The following is a 21,197-nucleotide window of genomic DNA, read 5'->3' on the forward strand; positions in this document are numbered from 1 at the left end:
AGAGGCCTGCATCCGTCTCGACATTATTCGAACAGCGCATCCAACGCCTGCTCCAGGCGTGTCACCGCAATGATCTGCAACCCCGCCGGTGCTTCCTTCGGCGCGTTGCCCTTGGGCACGATGGCGCGCTTGAAGCCGTGCTTGGCCGCCTCCTTGAGCCGCTCCTGCCCACTGGGCACCGGCCGCACTTCGCCCGAAAGCCCCACTTCGCCAAACACCAACAGATCATGGGGCAGCGGTCGATTGCGCAGGCTGGACATGACGGCCGCCATCAATGCCAGGTCGGACGCGGTCTCCAGCACCTTGACCCCGCCCACCACGTTGAGGAATACGTCCTGGTCATGCGTAGGAATCCCGCCGTGCCGGTGCAGGACAGCCAACAGCATGGCCAGCCGGTTCTGATCCAGCCCCAAGGTGACCCGGCGCGGGTTCGCCAGGTGGCTGTCATCCACCAACGCCTGCACTTCCACCAGCATCGGGCGGGTGCCTTCCCAGGTGGCCATGACCACGCTGCCTGGCACTTCCTCCTGGGCTCGCGTCAGAAAAATCGCCGAAGGGTTGGATACTTCCTTCAGGCCCCGGTCAGTCATGCCGAAAACGCCCAACTCGTTGACGGCGCCAAAACGGTTCTTCACCGCCCTCAGCAAACGCAGGCGCCCATCGGATTCGCCTTCGAAATACAACACCGTGTCCACCATGTGCTCCAGCACGCGCGGCCCCGCCAGCGCGCCTTCCTTGGTGACGTGGCCTACCAGGAAGATCGCCGTGCCGCTCTGCTTGGCGTAGCGCACCAGCAACGCCGCGCTCTCGCGTACCTGAGATACGCCGCCCGGAGCCGATTGCAGTTGTTCGGTGAAAATGGTCTGGATCGAGTCGATCACCATGACCTTGGGTTTTTCCAGGCGCGCCGTGGCGATGATCGTTTCGATACAAGTCTCGGTCATCACCCGCAGTTGATCCTGGGGCAAGCCCAAACGCCGGGCGCGCATGGCGACTTGTTGCTGGGATTCTTCGCCGGTCACGTAAAGGGCGGGCATGCGCGTGGCGAGGTTGCACAGGGTTTGCAGCAGGATGGTGGATTTGCCTATGCCAGGGTCGCCGCCAATCAACACCACCGAACCGTCCACCAGGCCGCCGCCCAGCACACGGTCCAGCTCGCCGGACGCGGTAGAGAAGCGCGGGATTTCCTCGACGCTGACTTCGGCCAGGGTCTTGATCTGCGCTTGTTGGCCGGCCCACCCGGTGCGGCCGGTAGGCGCCGCCGCCCCGCCGCTCTCCACCATGGTTTCGGTCAGGGTGTTCCAGGCCCCACATTCGCTGCATTGGCCAGCCCATTTGGGAAAGGTCGAGCCGCACTCGGTGCAGCCGTACATGCGCTTTGCCTTGGCCATCTGAACTCCGGGTAAAAACCGCGATGATAACAGCCGGGCTTTACTGCGGGGCCGGCATTCTGATTTCACCCTTTGCCAGGCCAGCCGCGGTATTGCCCAGCGGATCCCTGGCATCCAGGTCGGCGCCCTTGGCCTTCAGGGCGTCGAGCAACTCATCGCGCTTGAACAGGCCGGCATACATCGCCGCAGTCTGTCCGGCACCGTTGCGTTGGTCGGGGCTGCAGTCGGTCGACAATAAACGCCGCGCGATCTGCACTTCGCCCTTGAAAATGGCGCCCATCAGCGCCGTGTTGCCACGTTTGTCCTGGGCGCAGGCATCCGCCCCGGCAGCCAGCAGCCGTTCCACCGCCGGCCCGTGGCCGTGATAAGCCGCCAGGATCAGCGCGGTGTAGCCCTTTTCGTCGCGAGTATCGAGCGAGTAGCCGGCCTCTATGAACGTATTGAGCATCGGCACATCGCCCCGGCGGGCGGCGTCGAAATAATAGTCTTGCAACTGTTCCCGCACCCCGGCCGTGTCGGCGGGCGGAACCTGATCAGCCAGCACAGCCCATGACCCAGTGGCGAATATCAGTAAAAGGAATTTACGCATCGTGGCCTCTCCATACGATTCCAGACAGGGGGAGCCGACCAGCTCGTCTCCCCCCGGTGGATCAGTCGTTCAGCTTCTCGGCCAACGCCTTGACCCGCGCCAGATCGCCCTTGGCGACACGGGCCACGCCGGTGCCGTATTCAGGGTCAGCCTTGTAGAGGAACGACAGGATGATGTGCTTGCTCTCATCGTCGGTGGTCGCCAATGACCCGCCGAAACTTTCGATCAGGTCATCACGCTCTTTCTTGCCGAACGAACGGTACAGATCACCGGCCTGCTTGAAATTCTGCTCACGCTGGATTTTCGCCTGCTGGGTACTGCCGGTCAGCTCGGTCTGGCTATAGCGCGCAGCGGACTGCTCTTCACGTGGCAGCAGCCGGCTCGGCTGATAATTCACGCCGGTACTGCTGCTGCCAGCATTCATCGCGCCGTCCTGGTTACCGTTATTGACGGCGACCTTGGGGGCGTTGATGGGCAATTGCAACGCGTTCGGCCCGACCCGGTACATTTGCGTATCGGCATAAGAAAACACCCGGCCCTGCAACAGGCGATCTTCCGAAGGTTCAATGCCCGGCACCAGGTTGGCGGGCGCCATCGCCACTTGTTCGGTTTCCTGGAATACATTTGCCGGGTTGCGATTCAAGACCATTTGTCCAACTTTTCGCTCAGGCACATCCGGCCAGATCTTGGTGGCGTCCAGTGGGTCGAAGTTGAACCTGGACAAGTCCTGCGGCTTGAGTACCTGGACGTACAAGTCCCACTTGGGAAAGTCGCCCTTGTTGATATGACTGACCAAGTCGTTGGTCATGTGGCTGTAATCCTGCCCCTGTACTTTCACGACTTCTTTCGGGTCGAGATTTTTCAGACCCTGCAAACTTTTCCAATGAAACTTCACATAACTGATCTCGCCCTTGGCATTGATCAGTTTGTAAGCATGCACGCCGTTACCGTCCATTTCACGATAACTGGCTGGCGTGCCGGAGTTGGAATACAGCTCTGTCAGCGTGCGAGTCGCTTCCGGGACATGGGAAAAGAAATCGAAACGACGGGAGTCATCGTCCAGGTTAGTTCGCGGGTCAGGTTTGAACGCGTGCACCATGTCGGGAAACTTGATGGCGTCGCGAATGAAGAATGTCGGGAAGTTATTACCCACCAGATCCCAGTTGCCATCGGCGGTATAGAACTTGGTGGCAAAGCCACGAGGGTCGCGCAACGTCTCCGGCGAATGATTGCCGTGCACCACGGCGGAAAAGCGCACGAACACCGGCGTGACTTGCCCAGCGGCGAAGACCTTCGCCTTGGTCAAGTCGCTCAGGTCATTGGAGACAGTAAATTCGCCATGGGCCCCGGTACCACGGGCATGCACGACACGCTCGGGGATGCGCTCACGGTCAAAACGCTGGAGCTTCTGGATAAGTTGCACATCCTGCAGCAAGGTCGGGCCATTGGGGCCTGCGGTTTGCGAGTTCTGGTTGTCGCCTACCGCCGCGCCATTGTCGCGGGTCAAGGTGGCGGCATTGACGGACAGGGAAAACAGGCTGGCGGTGAGCACAACAAGTGAGCGACGACCGGACATGGCGCCGAGGCCTGGGGAAATGTTCATTGGCGTTTCCTCTGATTTTATAGAGCGCATCCATGTGCGCCTTTCAGAGGCTAGTGCCCGAAAATCCAAAACCTAAATAGAAATGCCATACCGCATTGATAGAAAAAACGGTGTAGGGAATCGGGCTGAAACCGCGTATCACGCGCGATTGGTGGCACTTTGTAAACTTTTCACAGGCTGCCGAGTCGATAAACAGGCCAGCAAATGTAAACAGGCATGTCGAGCGATCCACGTTTGGCTGGCTTACACTGCGGGTACCTACTTATCTGTCACAAGGAATAACTCATGGGCGTGCTAAGCGAGTTCAAGGCCTTCGCGGTCAAAGGCAATGTCGTCGACATGGCCGTCGGGATTATCATCGGTGCCGCTTTTGGCAAGATTGTTTCGTCATTCGTGGGTGACGTGGTCATGCCTCCGATCGGCCTTTTGATCGGCGGGGTGGACTTCAGCGACCTGGCCATCACACTCAAGGCAGCCCAAGGCGATACGCCGGCCGTCGTGCTGGCCTACGGCAAATTCATCCAGAGCATGGTGGATTTCATCATCGTCGCGTTCGCCATTTTCATGGGCGTCAAGGCCATCAACCGCCTCAAGCGCGAAGAGGCCGTTGCCCCGAGCGCGCCCCCCGTCCCCACCAAGGAAGAACAATTGCTGAGCGAAATTCGCGACCTGCTCAAGGCCCAAAACGAACGGCCCTGAGCATTCACGCAAATAAAAAATGGCGTCCACAGGACGCCATTTTCCTTACCAGTAGTTTTCCACCGCCACCTGCCCAGGCCGGCGAGTGAGGCTCAGTTGCAGGCCCTTGGCCTTGAGCAGCTTGCGTGTGTCGTCGATCATTTGCGGATTGCCGCACAGCATGACGCGCGAGTGCTCCGGCGTCAGCGTGACATTGGCGGCTCGCTCCAATTCGCCATTTTCAATCAGCGTGGTGATTCGCCCATTCAACGCGGCCGGATGCTGCTCGCGGGTGACCGTTGGAATGAACCGAAACTTATGGGCGTATTCGGCAAGATAATCACGCTGGGTCAACCCTTCGATCAACGCCTGATAGGCCAGCTCCCGTCCTTCGCGAACGCTATAGACCAGGATGATTCGCTCGAATTTTTCCCAGACCTCGAAGTCCTGGAGGATTGAGAGAAACGGCGCAACGCCGGTGCCCGTGGACAAAAGCCACAAGTCCCGTCCATCCACGAAACGGTCCAGGGTCAGGTAACCAAAGGCCTGGCGTTCGACCAATAGACAATCACCGGGCTTGAGGCGGCTGAGCTCGCTGGTGAACTCTCCGTCCGGGACGACGATGGAAAAAAACTCGAGGAATTCGTCAAAGGGTGACGACACCATGGAATAGGCGCGCCACACGGTCGTACCGTCCGCCTTGACGACCCCAAGCCGGGCGAACTGGCCTGCCCGAAAGCGAAAGCCGCGATCTCGGGTGGTACGCAATGTAAACAGATGAGGCGTCAGGGGTTGCACGTCGATCAGCGTCTGGCGGGTAAACTTTTCTGCGCTGTCAGTCATGGGCGACTCCAATGGGACAAGACTCTAGTGTCCCGCAAAGTCGCCACGTTAACCACCGAGAAGAAGGATAGCATTAAGCTATCAACTCAGGTCCTGCCGGGAAAAATCTTCTAGCAGAGTTATACAGAACTAAAATCATGTATCGAAAAAACGAAATAGCCGTGAGTTATTTAATAGCAACAAGTACAAGTGAAAAGAAAAAATTCTAACTAGAGCGTAGGATAAGTCCTACACTCTTTCTCGCATCACCGATTGGATCCGCTTCGCGGTATGTCACCCCAGGAGAATGCGATGGACGAATGGAAAGATTTGCAACTAAGAAAACTATCGTGTGAACAGGACTTGCAAAAAGCCTATCGCCTGGTCATGAATTTCTTTAATAATCAGGGCTTTGAATACTGTGCCTTTACAGCTTATTCAGGACTGCCAGGTCGATGTGCCAGCAAGATAAACCTCAATAATTATCCTTATGGATGGGACAGGCTCTATGAACAAAATGGTTACGCTGCTAACGATCCACTAGTGGCGCACTGCAATCAATCCGCTCTGCCTATTCTATGGGACGAACATGTTTTTTCCGAAGCCCCCAAGTTGCGGGAGGACTTAGTTCGACAGGGCCTCAGGTATGGCTGGACCCAAGCTGTCCATGATGAAAAGAGTTCTTGCTACAGCTTGTTCAGCCTCGCCAGGACTCATTGCCGTATTGACGCAGAAGAGCATTATGGGAACCTCGGCTACGCCATTTTTGCCAGCCAGAAGCTGCATACGCTGGCGAGCAAAAAATTGGCCAGGCTGCCTTCGCCAAAGACATGTCCTCTCTCGCCTCGCGAAATTGAAGTATTGAGATGGTCCGCCGAAGGCAAGACCGCCTCGGAAGTCGGCAGGATCCTTTGCCTTTCCGAACGCACCGTGAACTTCCATGTTTGTAGCTGCATGCGCAAATTGAACGTGACCAATAAAATCTCGGCGGTGGCCAAGGCGGCCCATATTCACGTGATTTGAACAGCGGGTCAGGTTGCGAACCTGAAAACCCGCGAGTAATGCCTTGCGAAAAAACGTAACATTCGCGGCTCCACTTGAATGATGACGCGCCTACCACGCGACGCAGTTCATTCAGGCGGCCCCGCTGACACACCTGCCACCAGGCAGCGGGACATTCGTTGATTTGCCAGAGTCCCAGCCATGCCTTTGCTTGACAGTCCCTTCGCCCAACTCGACCTGATCCGCCAGCCCGAACAGCAGAACGAACCGCTGCAGGCTTTCGACGCGGCCGACGAATACCTGCTTGCGTACCTGGCCGAGCAACAACCGTGCGCCGGTACCCACGTGTTGGTACTCAATGACAGCTTCGGCGCCCTGGCAGCCAGCCTTACCGGCAAAGTGCAGGTCACCAGCAGCGGGGACTCGTTCCTGGCCTTCCAGGCATTGGAGAAAAACCTGGTACGCAACGGCCTGCCCTTCGATGCGGTGCCGACCGTACCCGCCAGTGAACCGGTGGCCGGCCCCTTCGACCGAGTGCTGGTGAAAGTCCCCAAGACCCTGGCCCTGCTGGAGGAACAACTGATCCGGCTGCAAGGCCAACTGGCGCCAGGTGCGCAAGTCATTGCCGCGGCGATGGTCAAGCATCTGCCCCGGGCCGCCGGTGAGTTGCTGGAACGTTACATCGGCCCGGTCCAGGCCTCGCTGGCGGTCAAGAAGGCTCGCCTGTTGATTGCCACGCCACAAGCCAAGCCACCGGCCACCTCCCCTTATCCCACGCGTTATGGCTTGGACGAGCCGAAAATCGAGCTGCTCAACCACGCCAACGTGTTCTGTCGCGAAGGGCTGGACATCGGCACCCGTGCCTTCCTGCCGCACCTGCCAAAAAACCTGGGCTCGGCGCGGGTCGCGGACCTGGGTTGCGGCAACGGCGTGCTGGCCATCGCCAGCGCCCTGGCAAACCCGGACGCTCGCTACACCCTGGTGGACGAGTCATACATGGCCGTGCAATCGGCCGCCGAAAACTGGCGGGCCGCCCTGGGTGAGCGCGAAGTTGTCGTGAGGGCGGGAGACGGCTTGGCCGGGCAAGAAGCGCAGTCCCTGGATGTGGTGCTGTGCAACCCGCCCTTCCACCAGCAGCAAGTGGTGGGCGACTTCCTCGCCTGGCGCATGTTCCAGCAAGCCCGCGAAGCGCTGGTGGTCGGCGGCGCCCTGTACATCGTCGGCAACCGGCACCTGGGCTACCACAGCAAGCTGGCGCGCCTGTTTCGGGGCGTCGAGCAAGTGGCCGCCACGCCGAAGTTCGTGATTCTCAAGGCTCGCAAATAGGCTGGATCAGTGAGTCGTCAGCCCCGCTGCGTTCATGAACATCCGCATCAGGCTGGCGACCACAAACAGCGCCAGCACACTGCCAGCCCAAATCACCGCCAGCCAACCGAGCCGCTGCCATAACGGTTTTTTCTCAGCGGCCTCGATGTCCTTCAAGTCAGGCTTGGCCATGCTCGGCACCTCGCAGGTCGATCAATGGTAGCCGTCGTCATGGGTCACCTTGCCGCGGAACACGTAGTAGCTCCAGAAGGTGTACACCAGGATCAACGGAATGATGAACAACGTGCCGACCAGCATGAAGCCCTGGCTCTGTGGCGGTGACGCGGCGTCCCAGATCGAAATGGACGGCGGCACGATGTTCGGCCACAGGCTGATGCCCAGGCCGCTGTAGCCGAGGAAAATCAGCACCAGCGTCAGGATGAATGGCGTGTAGTTGGCGTTGCGGGCCACGGCGCGGAACAACCCGTACATGGTCACGAGCACCAGGATAGGTACCGGCAGGAACCAGAACAGGTTCGGCAGGGTAAACCAGCGGGCCGCGATATCGGCGTGGGCCAGCGGCGTCCAGATACTGACGATGCCGATCACCGCCAGTACCACGAAGGCCAGCGGCCTCGCCAGATCGTGCATCTGTTCCTGCAATTTGCCTTCGGTCTTCATGATCAGCCAGGTACAGCCGAGCAAGGCGTAGGCGGCAATCAGCGCCAGGCCACAGAACATCGTGAATGGCGTGAACCAGTCCAGGGAGCCGCCAGCGTATTGGCGATTGACCACCTCGAAGCCGTCGATGAACGCCCCCAGCGCAACGCCCTGGAAGAACGTCGCCGTCAGCGAACCACCGATGAACGCCTTGTCCCACAAGTGCCGCTTCTCGGCCCTGGCCTTGAAGCGAAACTCGAACGCCACGCCCCGGAAGATCAGGCCGATGAGCATCAGGATCAGCGGCAGGTACAACGCCGAGAGCACCACCGAATAGGCCAGCGGGAACGCCCCGAACAGCCCGGCGCCGCCCAGCACCAGCCAGGTTTCGTTACCGTCCCAGACCGGCGCGACGGTGTTCATCATCACGTCGCGGTCGCGCTCGCCCTTGACGAAGGGGAAGAGAATGCCGATGCCCAGGTCGAAGCCGTCCATGATTACGTACATCATGATGCCGAAGATGATGACCACGGCCCAGATCAGCGGAAGATCAATACCCATGACTCAATTCCCCTTGTGCGAGCTGTCGTTGTGGTCCACTTCGTCGTCGCCTTCGTTGGCCGCCGACAATGGACGGGCCGGGGTGCGTTTCTGGCCAGGGCCACCATCGGTCGGCTCGGCTTCGTGGGCCACCGGGCCCTTGCGCACCAGGCGCATCATGTAGCTCAGGCCCGCGCCAAACAGGGCGAAATACACCACCACGAACATGACCAGGGTGAAACTCATTTGCGCAAAGCTATGGCCGGACGAAGCATCGGCGGTGCGCATCAAGCCGTAGACCACCCACGGCTGACGCCCGATCTCCGTAGTGAACCAGCCCGCCAGAATCGCAATAAGTCCGGACGGCCCCATCCACAGCACCAAATGCAGGAAGGGTCTGGACTGATAGAGCCGGTGACCGCGACGCAACCAGAGGCTGCACAGGCCGGTGAAGATCATCAGGAAACCCAGGCCCACCATGACCCGGAACGACCAGAACACAATGGTCGAATTCGGCCGGTCCTCAGGCGGGAACTCCTTGAGGGCCGGCACTTGATCGGTCAAGGAGTGCGTCAGGATCAAGCTGCCCAGGTACGGGATCTCCACGGCGTATTTGGTTTTTTCTGCCTTCATGTCGGGCCAGCCGAACAGGATCAGCGGCGTGGGCTCGTCGCCGACATTCTCCCAGTGGCCTTCGATCGCGGCAATTTTCGCCGGTTGATGCTTGAGGGTATTGAGGCCATGGAAGTCGCCGATGACCGCTTGTACCGGCGCCACCAGCAAGGCCATCCACATGGCCATCGACAACATGCGGCGCACGGCTGGATTGTCGCGGCCGCGCAGCAAGTGCCAGGCCGCCGATGAGCCGACGAAAAACGCCGTGGCCACAAAGGCCGCGACCGACATGTGCATCAGCCGGAACGGGAACGAAGGGTTGAACACCACCGCCAGCCAGTCCACCGGAATGACCCGCCCATCAACGATTTCGTAGCCCTGCGGGGTTTGCATCCAGCTATTGGAGGACAGGATCCAGAACGTCGAGATCAGCGTGCCGATCGCCACCATGACGGTGGAAAAGAAGTGCAGGCCGCGGCCGACGCGATTCCAGCCGAACAGCATCACACCGAGGAAACCCGCTTCGAGGAAGAACGCCGTGAGCACTTCATAGGTCAGCAGCGGCCCGGTTACAGCACCGGCGAAGTCCGAGAAACGGCTCCAGTTGGTGCCGAACTGATACGCCATGACCAGCCCGGACACCACGCCCATGCCGAAGTTGACGGCAAAGATTTTCGACCAGAAGTGGTACAGGTCGCGGTAGGTATCGTCCCGCGTCTTGAGCCACAGGCCTTCGAGTACCGCCAGGTAACTCGCCAGGCCGATGGTGATGGCCGGGAACAGGATGTGGAACGAGATCGTGAACGCAAACTGGATTCGGGCGAGATCGAGCGCCTCCAAACCGAACATAAGTCTTCCTCTGTCAGGTAAAACCGGCTGCGGGCGGGGCTTGCACCACAGCCCCCAGGGATATGGAGTGCGATGCTTTTAAAATCGTTCTTTTTTAAACCGTCACAACGCAGGACTCTGGCCGGATGGCCGCCAGCACAACGCCCCGAAAGGGAATTGACCTGGGTCAAGCAATGCTCAAAGAGTAGTCGCATATCGACCGATGGACGGCGTGGTCTTTTGTCGCGTGACAGGTTGTCTCAGTGCCAAAACCCAGCCCCAAATCCAGATTTCCCGAACCAGCAGGGACCCCGTGGCGAGGGGATTTATCCCCGCTGGGCTGCGCAGCAGCCCCAAAAGCAACGGCCCCGATCTTACTGGCACACCGAGTTGTCTGGTTGAGGGCCGCTGCGCAGCCCAACGGGGATAAATCCCCTCGCCACAAGACCTATTCCCTGCGCGACAGCGCAGCGTCGGAGACGCGGCGGGGACTCCCTCGCCACAAAAGCCCGCATCAGTTTGAATTGATGTTTGGCTAACTATTTTTCCAACCACCGCAACTTCCAGTTACAGCTCGGTGATAATCTCGTGGCCTTCATCACCGGACCCCGTCGCAGATGCCCAGCCAAGCACCGTTGCTGCTCCGTCACCATCGTCCCTTCATCGCCTTCTGGCTGGCCCGGATATTCACCGCCAGCGGTTTCCAGATGCTCACCGTGGCCATCGGCTGGAACCTTTATCAACTGACCGGCAACGTCCTCGACCTCGGGCTGGTCGGCCTTGTGGAATTCGCCCCGCGCGTACTGTTCATGCTTCACACCGGGCATGTGGCGGATCGATACGATCGACGCAAAGTCGCCGCGATCTGCCAATCATTGCAGGCGATGATCGCCCTGGCCCTGGCGATTGGCAGCGCCACCGACCACATCACGCGGGAGATGATCTTCATCCTCGCCTTCCTGCTCGGCGCGGCCCGGTCCTTCGAAATGCCGACCACCCAGGCCTTGCTGCCGAGCATCGTCCCGGCTGCGCTGTTTCCCCGGGCCGTGGCCGCCGCGCAATCGGCCCAGCAATCGGCGACCATCGTCGCCCCGGCCCTTGGCGGTCTGCTGTATGCCTTCGGCAGTGTCTGGGTCTATGGGCCGACCGTGCTGCTCTACATCATTGCCTGTTGCCTGATGCTCAACCTGCCTGCCAGGCAGACGCCGCTGAACAAAGGCAAGGCGACCCTCGACTCGCTGTTGGCCGGTATTCGCTTCATTCGCAGCCGCCCGGACATCCTCGGGGCGATCTCCCTGGACCTGTTCGCGGTGCTGCTGGGGGGCGCAACCGCGTTGCTACCGGTATTCGCCAAGGACATCCTGCTCACCGGGCCCTGGGGCCTGGGCCTGTTGCGTTCGGCGCCAGCGGTCGGTGCCCTGCTGATGTCGCTGTGGCTGGCGCGCTTCGCCGTAGAGCGCAAGGTCGGCCGGGTGATGTTCACCGCCGTGGGGGTGTTCGGTGTCGCCACCATCGCGTTCGGCCTCTCCACGTCATTCTGGTTTTCCCTCGCGGTGCTGGTGGTGCTGGGCGCGGCCGACATGATCAGCATGGTGATCCGCGCCTCCTTCGTACAGCTGGAAACGCCGGACGAGATGCGCGGACGGGTCAGCGCAGTGAATGGCTTGTTCATCGGCGCGTCGAACCAGTTGGGCGAATTCGAATCCGGCCTCACCGCCCATTGGTTCGGCACCGTGCCGGCAGTGGTCATGGGCGGCGTCGGCACACTGTTGGTGACGGGAGCCTGGATCAAATTGTTCCCGACCCTGGCCCACCGCGACCGGATGCACGAACCGGTGGACGAGGCGAAAGCCTAGAGCAACTTGTCCAGGGTGATCGGGAAGTCCCGCACCCGCTTGCCCGTGGCGTGGTAAATCGCATTCGCCACCGCGGCAGCCACGCCGACAATGCCGATCTCACCGACGCCCTTGGAACCGAGGGCGTTGACGATCTCGTCATGTTCTTCGACAAAAACCACGTCTATGTCACCGATATCGGCGTTGACCGGCACGTGGTATTCGGCCAGGTTGTGGTTCATGTGGCGGCCCAGGGCATGGTCCGTCAGGGTTTCTTCATGCAGCGCCATGCCGACGCCCCAGACCACGCCACCGAGGATCTGGCTGCGGGCGGTTTTCGGATTGATTACCCGTCCGGCGGCAATAGCGCTGACGACCCGATTGACCTTCACCGTGCCGAGGTCTTCGTCCACCAGCACCTCAACGAATACGGCCGAGTGCGTCGCGGTGGCGTAGGCCTGGCGTTTCTCGTCCGGCCCGGCGGAGACCTCGGCCTGCAACGGCATTTCACCGCTTTTGCGCGCCAGCTCCGACAGCGCGACACGGGCCGCGCCCATGCGCAGCTCACCGTCGGCAAACGTGACCTGTTCAAGGGTCGCGGCGCTGAACTCAGGGCAGGACTGCCGGGCCACAGCGAGCAGTTTTTCCCTGAGCGCTTCACAGGCCTGCTGCACCGCCGTCCCCACGGACGAGACGGTAAACGAACCGCCCTGCAGCGGAGCCGTCGGAAGCGACGAGTCACCCAGAACAAAGGTGACGTTCTCAAGGGAAACACCTGACGCCTCGGCGGCAATCTGAGTCATGACCGTGTAGGTACCGGTGCCGATATCGGTGGTCGCGCTGCTGACGGTCAACTTGCCATCGGCGTCCAGCGATGCCCGGGCGCTGGCCTTCTGCTGCATGGCTTCCCACACGCCGCCGGCCATGCCCCAGCCCACCAGTTGCCGGTCCTTGCGCATGCTGCGCGGTTCCGGGTTGCGCTTGTCCCAGCCGAAACGCTTGGCACCTTCGGCGTAACAGGCCCGCAGTTCCTTGCTGGAATACGGCTTGTCCTCGTTTTCGTTGCGCTCGGCGTAGTTGATCAGGCGCAACTGCACCGGGTCGATTGCCAAGGCACAGGCCAACTCGTCCATGGCGCATTCCAGGCCGATCAACCCAAGGGCCGCGCCCGGCGCGCGCATGTCCAGCGGCGTGTAGACGTCCAGCGGCGCCAGCTTGTAGGTCAACGTCACGTTGTCGCAGTGATAGAGCATGCCGCTCCACTCCACGACGTGTTCGGTGAAGTCTTCGAAACGCGAGGTCTGGCCGATGGCGGAGTGCGCCACGGCAAGCAACCTGCCGTTGGCGGCGGCGCCCAGTTGCAGGCGCTGGAAGGTTCGTGGCCGATAGCCGAAGGTAAACATCTGCTGGCGCGTCAGGCTCACGCGTACCGAGCGTTTCAGCGCCAGCGCGGCCATCACCGCCAGCGGCAATTGGTATTGCGGCCGCAGTCCGGAACCGAAGGCGCCGCCTACGAACGCGGCAAACACCCGCACGTGTTCCTTCTCCAGGCCGAACACTTTTTGCACATACTGCTGGCAGTTCTGCGCGCCTTGGGTCTTGTCGTGGATATTCAGGCTGCCGTCGGGTTGATACAGCACGGTGGAGGCGTGAGGCTCCATCGGGTTGTGATGCTCAACCGGGGTGCTGTAGGACACATCCACGCTCAACGCCGAACTGGCGTACTCGCCCTGGAAATTCCCACGGGGCTTGGGCAATTCGGCTGGCGCCGGATGGGCTTCGTTTTGCTGGATGGTCAGGTCGGTCTGATGCGCCTCGGCTTCGTACTCGATGTCCACGAGCGAGCCGGCATAACGGGCCAGTTCCAGGTTCTCGGCCACCACCAGGGCCAGCGGCTGGCCGCTGTAGAGAATCCGCTCGTTGAACAGCGGCCTGAACGGTGAGCCCTCCGCCGCATCGGCATCCTGGTAGGGCTCGTCGTAACTGGCGATTCTCGGGCGATTGGTGTGGTCGATCACCGCGACGACGCCCGGCAGCGCCAAGGCCCGGGAGGCATCGATGCGCACAACGCGGCCGCGGGCAATCGCGCTGGACACCACGCTGCCGTGCAACAAGCCACGCTCGGGGTATTCACCGGCATAACGGGCGCGACCGGTCACCTTGAGCAGGCCATCGACCCGGTTCAGCGGTTGCCCTATGGTTTTGCTCTGTGCGTTCATCGGGCGGTCCCTCCCACCAGTGCCGCTTCGCTCAAGGCGCGGACGATCGCCCGTCGCGCCAGTTTGACCTTGAAGCCGTTGTGCGCCAGCGGTTCAGCGTCCTGCAACAGTGCATCCGCAGCCGCCGTGAAGGTTTCACGGCTGACGGCCTGGCCCGCCAGCCAGCTCTCCACCGCCCGGTCGCGCCAAGGCTTGTGTGCCACGCCGCCGAGGGCCAGGCGCGCCTGTCGGATCACCGGTCCGTCCAGCTCCAGCGCCGCCGCCACCGACACCAGCGCGAAAGCATAGGACGCCCGGTCGCGGATTTTCAGGTAATGGCTGTGTTCGGCGAAACCGGCGGGCGGCAGCTCGATGTAGGTGATCAGCTCGTCATCGGCCAGTTGATTGTCCCGGTCCGGAGCGTCGCCGGGAAGGCGATGGAAGTCGGCGAATTCGATGGTCCGTGGACCACCGCGCCCCAGCACATGGACCACCGCATCAAGGGCCGCCAGGGCCACGCACATGTCTGAGGGATGCGTCGCGACGCACTGCTCACTGGCTCCCAGGATCGCGTGTATCCGATTCAAGCCGCTTCGGGCCGGGCAGCCACTGCCGGGCCTGCGTTTGTTGCAGGGCACGCTGGCGTCGTAAAAATAGTAACAACGGGTGCGCTGCAACAGATTGCCACCCGTGCTGGCCATGTTGCGCAACTGCGGCGAAGCACCGGCGAGGATGGCCTGGGAAAGCAACGGATAACGGCGCTCGATCCAAGGATGCCAGGCCAGGTCGGCATTGCTCACCAGCGCGCCGATCATCACCCCGCCCGAGGGCGTTTCGCTGAGGTCGGCCAAGGGCAGGCCGGTGATATCGATCAGATGCTCGGGGCGGGTGAGGTTTTCCTTCATCAGGTCCAGCAGATTGGTGCCGCCAGCGATGAAGCGCGAATGGGCACTCGACAGTTCCACGGCCGCCCGCAGCGTATCGGGCTTGCTGTAGCGGAAGGGATTCACGACTCACCTCCCGTCTGCTGGCAGAGCGGCAGGGCTTCTTCAATGGCATCGCGGATGTTGTTATAGGCACCGCACCGGCAGAGATTGCCGCTCATCAGCTCGCTGATTTCAGCCGAGCCCTGCGCCCTGCCCTCGTTGGCCAAGCCCACCGCCGAACAGATCTGCCCTGGCGTGCAGTAACCACACTGGAAGGCGTCATGCTTGATGAATGCACGTTGCATGGGATGCAATTCATCGCCATCCGCCAAGCCCTCGACAGTGGTCAGCTCGGCGCCATCGCACATTATCGCCAGGGTCAGGCAGGCGTTGATCCGCTTGCCGTCGCGCAGCACCGTGCAGGCACCGCACTGGCCGTGATCACAGCCCTTCTTGCTGCCCACCAGGTCCAACTGCTCGCGCAGCAGGTCCAGCAACGTGGTCCAGGGCAGCACCTGCAACTCGCGCACCGCGCCATTGAGGGTCAGACGTATGGGATGAGGGACGAAGGACGCCGGCGTCGCTTCGGACAAAGTCGCGCTCATGGAACACCTCACGGTTAGTCGTACACGCGGCGTTTTGGGAAACCACCGTCATAAGGGGTACGACTTCGGGGTGTGGTGAGCGTTCAAGGCGATTGAATGACGAAACACTGCCGTCTGCTGCGCAGCCGGGCGGGAGCAAGCTCCCTCGCCACGAGACTGCGCAGGTTTTTGAAGTGTCAGGCCAACAGTTCAGCCGCTACCACGCTCCTCACCCCTTTACCGGCAAGTGCTTCCACCAGCGCAAGGGCAAACACCAGGGCGGCGGCGGAACCCTGGGCGGTGATGCAATTGCCGTCCACCACCACCGGTTGATCGACGAAGCTGCACCCGGACAGTTGCTGACTGACCGCAGGCAGGCAGGTCATGCGACGCTGGCGCAGGACGCCGAATGCCTGGAGCACCAACGCCGGGGCTTCGGCGATGGCGGCAAACAAGCGCCCGGCCGCGGCCTGGTCCTTGACCAACTGCTGCAAGGGCTGATGGGCGGCCAGGTGCTGCGCGCCGATGATGCCGCCGGGCAGGACGATCAGGTCGAAATCCTGCACCAGCACGTCCACCAGCATGCCGTCGGCGGTCAGGCGCGTGCCGCGTGCGCAAGTCAGCATGCGACGACCTTCGATACTCGCCACCACCACTTCAAGCTGCGCGCGACGCAACACGTCGATCAGCGTCACCGCCTGCAAGTCATCGACGCCTTCGGCCACGGCGATCAGGGCTCGGGGGATCTTGGTTCCAGGAATCATGGGCGCTCTCCACTGGGTGATGCTTGTAGTGTAGGAGCTGTCGAAGGCTGCGATCTTTTGATAGGCGCTTGAGATTCAAGTCAGGGTAAAGATCGCAGCCTCGCTGCGCTCGGCAGCTCCTACGCCGCGCCCGCAGGGGCATCGGCTATTTGATGTACAGCTGCGTGGTCATCCGGTTGCCCGGCGCGTTGATCGAGACGTTGCTGAAACTGAAGGTCCCTTCCTGCTTGCCCTTCAGATCGAAGATGTACACGTAACCAACCGTCCTGGTTGTCTTCGAGCAATCATTGAGGTTGCCATTGCTGTACGCACATACCGGCGAGCGGGTGCCGTCGACTTCGAAGCCGTCCAGCGTGACGTTCGGCTGGTGGCCGTAACCGACCTCCAGCACGTAGACCTTGATGTTCGGGCCGCCGTGGTCGCAACGGGTCTGCGCCTGACCTGGGGCGATGTCCTCGAAACCACAGGCCGGCGATTCGACCTTGAGCACCTTGACCTCGCTCAGCGGCGGCGCCGATGCGGCATGGGCAGCCGGCACGGACAGCCAGAGGCTCAATGCGCAGACCGAGGCAAATTTTTTCATGCAATACATACCGACCTCCCGGAACCGCGCGCAGTATGGCCCAACTTTTGCGACTGCACACTTTTGCAACTGCACACTTCGCGACTGAACACCTTTGCGACTCAAGACAGAGGATCGCAGCCACATCGCCGCGCTGTTATGATGCGCGGCTTTTTCCGACCCACAGAAAATTCCGGCCGCCATGGGTGTGCTGTGCTTTGCTGTTGAGGTCGATACATTCACGGCGCCGGGCGCGCCACGGGGAGCAGACATGCTGGAAAGGCTGTTTCAACTCAAGGCACACAACACCAACGTGCGGACCGAGATTCTGGCGGGCGTCACGACCTTCCTGGCCATGGCCTACATTCTGTTCGTGAACCCGAGCATTCTCGGTGAAACCGGCATGGACAAGGGCGCGGTATTCGTCGCCACTTGCCTGGCGGCGGCCATCGGCTCGACCGTGATGGGGCTGATTGCCAACTACCCGATCGCCCTCGCGCCGGGCATGGGCCTGAATGCCTTCTTTACCTACACCGTGGTCCTGCACATGGGCCACACGTGGCAAGTGGCGCTGGGGGCGGTGTTCGTCTCCGCCGTGCTGTTCTTCCTGCTATCGATCTTCCGCATCCGCGAATGGATCATCAACAGCATCCCGCTGCCGCTGCGCTCGGCCATTGCCGCCGGTATCGGCCTGTTCCTGGCACTGATCGCCCTGAGCAATGCCGGCATCGTGGTGAAAAACCCGGCGACCATGGTCGGCCTCGGCGACCTGAAACAACCGGCGCCGATCCTCGCGACCCTGGGCTTTGTCCTCATCGTCGCCCTCGAGGCCTTGAAAGTACGCGGCGCAGTGCTGATCGGCATCCTGGCGGTCACCATCGTCGCGATCCTGATGGGCTTCACCCCGTTCAACGGCGTCATTTCCGCACCGCCATCCTTGGCCCCGACCTTCCTGCAACTGGACATCATGGGCGCCTTGGACATCGGTCTCGTGAACGTGATCTTCGCCTTCCTGTTCGTCGATCTGTTCGACAACTCCGGCACCCTGATCGGCGTCGCCAAGCGCGCCGGGTTGATGGGCAAGGACGGGCACATGCCAAAGATGGGCCGCGCACTGATCGCCGACAGCACCGCCGCCATGGCCGGTTCGCTGCTGGGCACTTCGACGACCACCAGCTACATCGAATCGGCGGCGGGCGTCAGTGCCGGCGGCCGCACTGGCCTGACGGCCATCGTGGTGGCGATCCTGTTCCTGCTGGCGCTGTTCTTCTCGCCGCTGGCCGCCAGCGTCCCGGCCTTCGCCACCGCGCCGGCGCTGCTGTTCGTGGCGGTGTTGATGACTTCGGGCCTGGCGGAAATCGACTGGGACGACATCACCGTCGCCGCCCCGGTCGTGATCACTGCCCTGGCGATGCCTTTCACCTACTCCATCGCCAACGGCATTGCCTTCGGCTTCATCGCCTGGACCGCCATCAAGCTGGTCTCCGGTCGTGGCCGTGAGCTGAACCCGGCGCTGGTGATCCTGTCGATTCTGTTCGTTATCAAGTTGGGTTGGTTCAACGCATGACTTTTGATTCCCAAGCCTACGCCGCCCAGTTGCAGGGCAAGGTCACGCGCTTGCGTGACCTTCTGGCCCCTTTTGAGGCGCCGGAGCCTGCCGTATTCGACTCGCCCCTGGGCAACTTCCGCCTGCGGGCCGAATTTCGACTGTGGCGCGAGGCTGGCGAACGGCATTACGCCATGTTCTCCCAGGACGACAAGCGCACGCCGATCCTGATTGAAGAGTTTCCCATCGCCAGCCTGCGCATCAATCAGTTGATGCCGCAGCTCAAGGCCGCCTGGCAGGCCAGCGCGCCCTTGAGCCACAAGTTGTTCCAGGTGGAATTCCTCACCACCCTGGCCGGCGACGCGATGATCACCCTGTGCTACCACCGCCCGTTGGATGAACACTGGCATGCCGCGGCGTCGAAACTGGCGACCGACCTGGGCGTCAGCATCATTGGTCGCTCCAAGGGCAAGCGCGAAGTGATCGGCCACGATTACGTGGTGGAGAAACTTGAGGTGGGCGGTCGCACCTTCAGCTATCGCCAACCCGAAGGCGCCTTCACCCAGCCCAACGGCACGGTCAACCAGAAGATGCTCAACTGGGCCTATGAAGCGCTGGGCGACCGCAATGACGACCTGCTGGAGTTGTACTGCGGCAACGGCAACTTCACCCTGCCGCTAGCCACCCGCGTGCGCAAGGTGCTGGCCACCGAAATCAGCAAGACTTCGGTGAACGCCGCGCTGAGCAACCTCAGCGAAAACGCGGTGGATAACGTCACGCTGGTGCGCCTGTCCGCCGAAGAGCTGACCGAAGCCTTGAACGAAGTCCGGCCGTTCCGTCGTTTGCAGGGCATAGACCTGAAAAGCTACGAATTCGGCAGCGTCTTCGTCGACCCGCCTCGCGCCGGCATGGACCCGGACACGTGCGAACTGACGAGGCGGTTCGACAACATCCTGTACATCTCCTGCAACCCCGAGACCCTCGCCGCGAACATCGCGCAACTGAACGACACCCACCGCATCACGCGTTGCGCGTTGTTCGATCAATTCCCTTGGACCCATCACATGGAATCCGGGGTGTTGTTGACGCGGCGCTGAACCCGCCTTTTGGGGTAAAGGATTACCTTGTGGCGAGGGGATTTATCCCCGCTGGGCTGCGGAGCAGCCCCATGCCTGTCTGTGCCAACAGTTTGCGAGCGCTGCGCGCTCGAGCGGGGATAAATCCCCTCGCCACAATTGCCTTCCCCAATCTCTCGGCTGATGCAATGTTCGATCATCGAACACTTATTGCCCGCCGACGGCTGCTTTATTTGACCAAATTAACCATCTAGTACAATTTATCTCCACCGGCTGGATCCCCGCCGACACCAACAATAAAAAATGTGGAGAAATGTGCGATGCCTCCGATCGTTCTGGTGCTCAACGGCCCGAACCTGAACCTGCTCGGCACCCGCGAGCCGGCAACCTATGGCCACGAAACCCTGGCTGATATTTCTGCGTTATGTGCCCGCACCGCCGAGGAGCTGGGCCTTGCCGTGGAGTTTCGCCAGACCAACCAGGAAGGTGAATTGCTGGACTGGATTCACGGCGCCCGTGGCCGATGCGCCGGCATCATCATCAACCCGGCGGCCTGGACCCACACCTCCGTGGCAATCCGCGACGCCCTGGTGGCGAGCGAAGTGCCAGTCATCGAAGTCCATCTTTCCAACGTCCACGCCCGCGAGACGTTCCGTCACCACTCCTTTGTTTCATCGGTGGCCATCGGCGTGATGTGCGGGTTCGGCAGCCATGGTTATCGCCTGGCCCTGGAACATTTCAGTCAGCGGTTGAAAGGTTGATACGCATGTCGAATATCACTGTGCTGGCCGGGCTCATCGGCGCGGGCATCCAGGCGTCGCGCACGCCGGCGCTGCATGAGCGCGAAGGCGATGCCCAGGGCATGCGCTACCTCTATCGACTGATCGATCTCGATGCCCTGAAGCTCGACAGCAGCGCCCTGCCCGACTTGCTGCTGGCCGCCGAGCGCATGGACTTCACTGGCCTGAACATCACCTTTCCCTGCAAGCAGGCGATCATCCCGTTATTGGACGAGTTGTCGCCCGAGGCCAGCGGGATCGGTGCGGTGAATACCGTGGTGCTCAAGGACGGCAAGCGCATCGGCCATAACACCGACTGCCTGGGGTTCGCCGAAGGTTTTCGTCGTGGCTTGGGTGATGTCGCGCGCAAGCGCGTGGTCCAGATGGGCGCAGGAGGCGCCGGCGCGGCGGTGGCCCATGCGTTGCTGGTGGAAGGCGTGGAGACGCTGAGCATTTTTGATGTCGAGGTCAGCCGTGCCGAGGCATTGGCGAACAACTTGAATCAACACTTCGGCGCCGGCCGCGCTCGTGCCGGGCATGACCTTGCAATTGCCATGGCCGAGGCCGACGGCTTGGTGAACACCACACCCATGGGCATGGCGAAACTGCCGGGCATGCCGGTGCCGGTCGAGTTGTTGCGGGGCGACCTGTGGGTGGCGGAGATCGTTTATTTCCCGTTGGAAACCGAACTCCTGCGCAACGCCCGCGCCCTCGGCTGCCGCACGCTGGACGGCGGCACCATGGCGGTGTTCCAGGCGGTCAAGGCGTTCGAACTGTTCAGCGGCGTGGCGCCGGATGCGCAGCGGATGCTGGCGCATTTCCAGAGCATGAATCACTAAAGCCGAGTGAAAATCCCTGCGAGGAATGAACTGTGGGAGCGAGCTTGCTCGCGAT

General features: G+C 61.4%; 20 protein-coding genes. 8 read left to right on the forward strand and 12 right to left on the reverse strand.

All coding sequences use genetic code 11. The features are described 5' to 3' along the window. Window positions 1–23: 23 nt before the first annotated feature. The 3 genes from radA to katB all read right to left on the reverse strand — a co-directional run bounded on the left by radA (window position 24) and on the right by katB (window position 3,556). Window positions 24–1,391: a DNA repair protein RadA gene (gene radA, locus KSS97_RS25040; protein ID WP_030140305.1), complete on the reverse strand. Its 1,368-nt coding sequence runs from the start codon at window positions 1,389–1,391 to the stop codon at window positions 24–26. Between the two features lie 40 nt (window positions 1,392–1,431). Then, window positions 1,432–1,980 (reverse strand): ankyrin repeat domain-containing protein, encoded by a 549-nt coding sequence (locus tag KSS97_RS25045; RefSeq protein WP_030140306.1) that lies wholly within the window; start codon window positions 1,978–1,980, stop codon window positions 1,432–1,434. A gap of 61 nt (window positions 1,981–2,041) precedes the next feature. Beyond that, on the reverse strand, window positions 2,042–3,556 hold the full coding sequence (gene katB / locus KSS97_RS25050) for a catalase KatB (RefSeq protein WP_438269643.1): 1,515 nt from the start codon (window positions 3,554–3,556) through the stop codon (window positions 2,042–2,044). A gap of 312 nt (window positions 3,557–3,868) precedes the next feature. Between katB and mscL the strand changes: the two genes are divergently transcribed. Next, entirely contained in the window at window positions 3,869–4,282 is a 414-nt protein-coding gene (gene mscL / locus KSS97_RS25055) for a large-conductance mechanosensitive channel protein MscL (RefSeq protein WP_181289472.1), read from the forward strand. A 45-nt stretch (window positions 4,283–4,327) separates the two neighbouring features. On the opposite strand, the gene KSS97_RS25060 is transcribed toward mscL, so the two are convergent. Further along, window positions 4,328–5,104 carry a ferredoxin--NADP reductase gene (locus KSS97_RS25060; RefSeq protein WP_030140309.1) on the reverse strand — a complete coding sequence of 259 codons (777 nt, stop codon included), beginning with the start codon at window positions 5,102–5,104 and terminating at the stop codon, window positions 4,328–4,330. A gap of 291 nt (window positions 5,105–5,395) precedes the next feature. On the opposite strand from KSS97_RS25060, the gene KSS97_RS25065 reads away from it, so the two are divergent. After that, window positions 5,396–6,106, forward strand: coding sequence for an autoinducer binding domain-containing protein (locus KSS97_RS25065; RefSeq protein ID WP_202334970.1), 711 nt, complete (start codon window positions 5,396–5,398; stop codon window positions 6,104–6,106). Between the two features lie 180 nt (window positions 6,107–6,286). Continuing rightward, on the forward strand, window positions 6,287–7,411 hold the full coding sequence (locus tag KSS97_RS25070; RefSeq protein WP_030140311.1) for a methyltransferase: 1,125 nt from the start codon (window positions 6,287–6,289) through the stop codon (window positions 7,409–7,411). Between the two features lie 6 nt (window positions 7,412–7,417). Here KSS97_RS25070 and KSS97_RS25075 read toward each other — a convergent pair whose 3' ends face one another. From KSS97_RS25075 to KSS97_RS25085, 3 genes are read right to left on the reverse strand one after another with little or no spacing between them, the layout of a single operon-like run. After that, on the reverse strand, window positions 7,418–7,582 hold the full coding sequence (locus KSS97_RS25075) for a DUF2474 domain-containing protein (RefSeq protein ID WP_080628560.1): 165 nt from the start codon (window positions 7,580–7,582) through the stop codon (window positions 7,418–7,420). Window positions 7,583–7,603: 21 nt separating this feature from the next. Then, on the reverse strand, window positions 7,604–8,611 hold the full coding sequence (gene cydB, locus KSS97_RS25080) for a cytochrome d ubiquinol oxidase subunit II (RefSeq protein ID WP_030140312.1): 1,008 nt from the start codon (window positions 8,609–8,611) through the stop codon (window positions 7,604–7,606). A 3-nt stretch (window positions 8,612–8,614) separates the two neighbouring features. Further along, complete coding sequence (locus KSS97_RS25085; protein WP_030140313.1) at window positions 8,615–10,054, reverse strand: cytochrome ubiquinol oxidase subunit I; 1,440 nt, start codon at window positions 10,052–10,054, stop codon at window positions 8,615–8,617. A 596-nt stretch (window positions 10,055–10,650) separates the two neighbouring features. Between KSS97_RS25085 and KSS97_RS25090 the strand changes: the two genes are divergently transcribed. Beyond that, window positions 10,651–11,889, forward strand: coding sequence for an MFS transporter (locus KSS97_RS25090; RefSeq protein ID WP_217860381.1), 1,239 nt, complete (start codon window positions 10,651–10,653; stop codon window positions 11,887–11,889). Here the strand turns inward: KSS97_RS25090 and KSS97_RS25095 are convergent. The 5 genes from KSS97_RS25095 to KSS97_RS25115 form a co-directional block, all read right to left on the reverse strand. Further along, window positions 11,886–14,087, reverse strand: a complete 2,202-nt coding sequence (locus KSS97_RS25095; RefSeq protein WP_217860382.1) for a xanthine dehydrogenase family protein molybdopterin-binding subunit — start codon at window positions 14,085–14,087, stop codon at window positions 11,886–11,888. The two genes, KSS97_RS25090 and KSS97_RS25095, sit on opposite strands and share 4 nt — an antisense overlap. Continuing rightward, entirely contained in the window at window positions 14,084–15,076 is a 993-nt protein-coding gene (locus KSS97_RS25100; protein WP_030140316.1) for an FAD binding domain-containing protein, read from the reverse strand. The genes KSS97_RS25095 and KSS97_RS25100 overlap by 4 nt, the downstream gene beginning before the upstream one ends. Next, a complete protein-coding gene (locus tag KSS97_RS25105) occupies window positions 15,073–15,597 on the reverse strand; it encodes a (2Fe-2S)-binding protein (protein ID WP_198798299.1) in 525 nt (174 codons plus the stop codon). Before KSS97_RS25105 ends, KSS97_RS25100 begins: the two co-directional genes overlap by 4 nt. 176 nt (window positions 15,598–15,773) lie before the next feature. Continuing rightward, entirely contained in the window at window positions 15,774–16,340 is a 567-nt protein-coding gene (locus KSS97_RS25110; RefSeq protein ID WP_030140318.1) for a DJ-1 family glyoxalase III, read from the reverse strand. Between the two features lie 145 nt (window positions 16,341–16,485). Then, window positions 16,486–16,923, reverse strand: a complete 438-nt coding sequence (locus tag KSS97_RS25115) for a DUF4879 domain-containing protein (RefSeq protein ID WP_431144455.1) — start codon at window positions 16,921–16,923, stop codon at window positions 16,486–16,488. A 250-nt stretch (window positions 16,924–17,173) separates the two neighbouring features. Between KSS97_RS25115 and KSS97_RS25120 the strand changes: the two genes are divergently transcribed. The 4 genes from KSS97_RS25120 to KSS97_RS25135 all read left to right on the forward strand — a co-directional run bounded on the left by KSS97_RS25120 (window position 17,174) and on the right by KSS97_RS25135 (window position 21,142). Further along, window positions 17,174–18,469 carry an NCS2 family permease gene (locus KSS97_RS25120; protein WP_030140320.1) on the forward strand — a complete coding sequence of 432 codons (1,296 nt, stop codon included), beginning with the start codon at window positions 17,174–17,176 and terminating at the stop codon, window positions 18,467–18,469. Beyond that, entirely contained in the window at window positions 18,466–19,545 is a 1,080-nt protein-coding gene (trmA, locus tag KSS97_RS25125; RefSeq protein WP_217860383.1) for a tRNA (uridine(54)-C5)-methyltransferase TrmA, read from the forward strand. Before KSS97_RS25120 ends, trmA begins: the two co-directional genes overlap by 4 nt. Window positions 19,546–19,844: 299 nt before the next feature. Next, window positions 19,845–20,285, forward strand: a complete 441-nt coding sequence (aroQ, locus tag KSS97_RS25130) for a type II 3-dehydroquinate dehydratase (RefSeq protein WP_198798303.1) — start codon at window positions 19,845–19,847, stop codon at window positions 20,283–20,285. 5 nt (window positions 20,286–20,290) lie between these two features. After that, on the forward strand, window positions 20,291–21,142 hold the full coding sequence (locus KSS97_RS25135) for a shikimate dehydrogenase (protein WP_217860384.1): 852 nt from the start codon (window positions 20,291–20,293) through the stop codon (window positions 21,140–21,142). Window positions 21,143–21,197 lie beyond the last annotated feature (55 nt).

Source organism: Pseudomonas alvandae (assembly GCF_019141525.1).
Lineage (GTDB): Bacteria > Pseudomonadota > Gammaproteobacteria > Pseudomonadales > Pseudomonadaceae > Aquipseudomonas > Aquipseudomonas alvandae.